This window comes from Candidatus Poribacteria bacterium, assembly GCA_021162805.1.
Lineage (GTDB): Bacteria > Poribacteria > WGA-4E > B28-G17 > B28-G17 > JAGGXZ01.
The window spans coordinates 1-3,543 of the sequence record JAGGXZ010000029.1 but is presented as its reverse complement, the minus strand read 5'-3'; the positions used below and the strand labels follow the sequence as shown (position 1 = coordinate 3,543).

The 3,543-nt window shown below is 51.8% G+C and carries 3 protein-coding genes; all 3 read right to left on the bottom strand.

Annotation, left to right across the window (positions count from 1 at the left end; genetic code table 11):
• Nucleotides 1–142: 142 nt before the first annotated feature.
• A complete protein-coding gene (locus J7M22_02095; GenBank protein MCD6505394.1) occupies nt 143–502 on the bottom strand; it encodes an aspartate 1-decarboxylase in 360 nt (119 codons plus the stop codon).
• A 14-nt stretch (nt 503–516) separates the two neighbouring features.
• On the bottom strand, nt 517–3,069 hold the full coding sequence (locus tag J7M22_02090) for a DUF3160 domain-containing protein (GenBank protein MCD6505393.1): 2,553 nt from the start codon (nt 3,067–3,069) through the stop codon (nt 517–519).
• Nucleotides 3,070–3,250: 181 nt separating this feature from the next.
• Nucleotides 3,251–3,543 (bottom strand): hypothetical protein (locus J7M22_02085; GenBank protein ID MCD6505392.1); only part of this gene is annotated, 293 nt, incomplete at its 5' end.

Sequence of the window (3,543 nt, the reverse complement as noted above, 5' to 3'; positions counted from 1 at the left end):
ATTTTTTGTGGATTGATGAGGTATTGTACCTCATTTGGAGGTTCCCATTCAAGACCAGATGGGCTGAGGCTGATGGACAGATCTCAAGCTCTCTGAAATCTGTTACCATAACTATGAACCATCCCCAATGGTGAGATATTATCTAGGGTGAAACCTGAACGATTCTGTTTCTCGAATCCACGAACACAACCTTTAGGGAGAATTTCTCTAACTCGGACTCGTCGTAAAGCGCATATGTCACGATGATGATGAGATCCCCCGGCTGAGCGAGCCTAGCTGCTGCGCCGTTGACACATATAACGCCCGATCTCCTCTCACCGGGGATGGCATAGGTTTCAAACCTAGCTCCATTGTTGATGTTATAAACCTGCACCTTCTCATAAGGCGCTATATCGGCAGCCTCCATAAGCTCCTCGTCTATCGTCAGACTCCCTTCGTAGTTCAAATCGACCTCCGTTACGGTGGCCCTGTGAATCTTCGATTTGCACATCTCCCTCAGCATCTGAGGACACCTCCTCACTTGGCGAGAATCATCTTCCTGATATCGACTCCCCCGCACGCTCGAAGCTCGCAGAAATAGATTCCAGAGGAGACCGGCTGGCCGGTGTTATCTCTGCCATCCCACCTTGCCGCTTTCCCAACGCTCATATAAAGTCCGGCGTGCTTTCGACCCAGATCTATATTCCTTATCAGATGGCCTGTGATATCGTATATCCTGATCTCCACCTCGCCGTCTTTAGGCAGCCAGAACGGTATCCAGGTCTCAGGGTTGAACGGATTAGGATAGTTTGGAAGCAACGTCGGCTTACCCGCTATTATCCGTTCGACCATGGCGCCGGCCCATCTGAGGTTTATCGCCCTGCTCACAAGCACCAGATCCAATATATCCACCGTTCCATCACCGTTGACATCGCATTTCCCCGATTCGTCCCCGCCCCGGCCATATGCCTTCGCCACCGATACCAGATCCAGGACATCCACCGCTCCGTCGCCGTTTAAATCACATCTTTCGGACGGGATATCGGTCAGGGAGCTGAGGAGAAATGAGGAGGTCCACTCCGGCTGTCTGGGCGCTTGACCTGATCTGAGCATCTCCTGCCATTCCCCATCGGTCAATCTCCTCGATATCGGCTGTGTGAACTCATAATACGAGAACATCGCTCCGACGGTCAGCCAAAGTTGGCCGTTGATCGGGGCAACCACATAGAGCCACATCGGCCTGCCGACGGCCACCTCAAGTGCCCTGCCGGTGTTTGGATCGGTGTGGACATCGGCCACCAGCGCCATGCTCTTATCCTCCTCATTCTCTATCGCTTGATCTATGGAGGTGAAGGTGTTCAGCGCCTCCAGCTTTTTGCCGTATTCGAATATCAGCTCGAAATCCTCCTCGCTCAATTTCTCACCTCGAAGCTCCTTCTCCGAAATCCCCTTAAGCTTCAGGAGCAGCTCCTCCAGGTCTCTCAACTTCCAGTCGAACTCATCCAGCAGCAACCCCCGCTCCTCAAGTCCCCTTCTCATGAATCTCGCCAGCGAGGCGAGCCTCGCATACAGCTTCGGATTTGGCTCGACGTATCCCACCTTCAACTCCGGCCGAGGTGGAACGGCGGTGATCTTAGTATAGCTCTGTTTGGCGTAGAGTATCGTGTCGTGTCTCAGCTCCGCCCATGATCCCAAAGCGGTGATTAACTCCTTGTCGGTCCATGCGTCACTCCGCATGAAGGTCGGATATCCCTCATCTTTCCTTTCAAGAAGGGGCATCAGACAATACAGCCAGTTCCAATATAGGTTCTGAGCCCAGACCTCTGAAGGCAGGTTAGCGTATTCACTCCTTAGCCTTTCGATCTGTTGAACATATCCTGGAAATCTGTCCTCGTTGTAGAAGCCTGTTAATATCTCATAGGCCCGATCGCTTCCCAGAACGGCCATCACGTCCAACCCTTTCGGCAGTAGTCTGTTCTGGACATGGCTATGCACGAGCTGGGTGAACATATAAGAATCGGGGATAAACCTCTGGCCCATGAACCTGAATCCTTTGGTCTCGGCGGCGAGGTCAGATCCCTGGAGGATGATCGACGAGTTTATAAGCGGATCCTCCAGGTTTTGCGCCTCCTCTATGAATCGATTCAACCCTTCCGCCATCTGATCGGGTGAAAGCTTATCGAATGAAGGGCCATATACCTTGCGGGCCACGCTCATATAATGTCTGACGGTCAGATCGTCAGACTTGCCGACGAAGAAGACGGTCGGCTCATAGATCTCATCCCAGAGATCCATAAGCTGCCTGCCATCGTCCGTCTCGCCTTGAAGGGCGGCCGCTATGAGGATCGCGCTGAGAGTTTCAGACTCACTTTTCAACCTGAACCCCATCCTGCCGAACCACATCATCGCCTTGAAGAACCTCTTGAACTTATCGTTTCTGGTGTAGTGCCCGCGCGGGATGTATTGGGAATAATCCTCCATATATCCGAAGATCGGTGACGGTGATATTCCGGAATGGGATTCGATAAGTCTCAGCTCAGCATCGGAAAGCTTTCTGGCTTCAGATGGTATCTCCTCCGATCTCCCCATAAGCCGCTCAGCCACATCGAAGAAGGCGATATTCCTGAGCGCCGCCTCTTTGGCAAGTTTCCCCGCGGAGGCGTTATACTCATCGATCGAGCGGTTCAGCATTTCAGAGATCAGCAGGTCGAGGTCCGAATAGAACCTTTCAAACTCCATCACCCTTAGGGCGTAATCGTAGAGTATGTGGAAAGCGTGTAGGACGGAGTCGGTGGTGACGAAGATAGGTTGTCCCCTTTCGGCGAGGAGTTTATAGATCTCGAAGATCTGCTCCATGTCGGACGGTATGGCTATGAATCCCTCGCGGGATATACGCTCCTTCTGAGATGATGTGAGCTTGAACTGAGATGCGTTGACGACGTTTTCAAGCCCCCCCGATATGGGATAGGTCGATATGCTCGGCGACACATCCGCCTGATACGGTTCATACAGGCCGAAATCGGTCTGCACGGGCGAGTTTATGTTTACAAGACAATAGAGGAGGATAACCGCAGCGTTCAAAAATCCCATCCTATCTCCTCCTGGAAAAGTTTTTCGGCTTTCATCGCCTGTATTTTATCCAATTTACGGCTTAGATTCAAGTTTGGAGGGGAACTTCGCAACGGAGACCCTTCGTTATCACAATCGAATTCGCTCTTATTTCCCCTGAGTGTAGCGGCTGATCCGAGGGTTGAGATGCGCATCGAGGAGCTTATCCGCGGAAATGACGGGACGATCCGTACGATCCCATTCCGTCTCTCCGAAGGGGAGTAGGGTCTCCTCCGGGGGGTATCATGATACCCGATTCGATGAGATATTCCCTTATCCTCTGCGTGTCCCAGGTGGGATAGGATAACACAGGATCTATGATGTCGCCATGAGGCTCACTGGTCGAATATCCTTTAAGCTTTTCAGGGTTCGCCATCACCTCCTCATAGTGCTTCAGGGTAATCAAATAATCCTCCCATATCTTCTCTTTCTGCTCAGGAGTATACTTGTCGCTTT

What these genes read in the sequence shown, in the direction of transcription:
- J7M22_02095 (MCD6505394.1), bottom strand. Translation starts at nt 502, where the DNA reads ATGCTGAGGGAGATGTGCAAATCGAAGATTCACAGGGCCACCGTAACG.
- J7M22_02090 (MCD6505393.1), bottom strand. Translation starts at nt 3,069, where the DNA reads ATGGGATTTTTGAACGCTGCGGTTATCCTCCTCTATTGTCTTGTAAAC.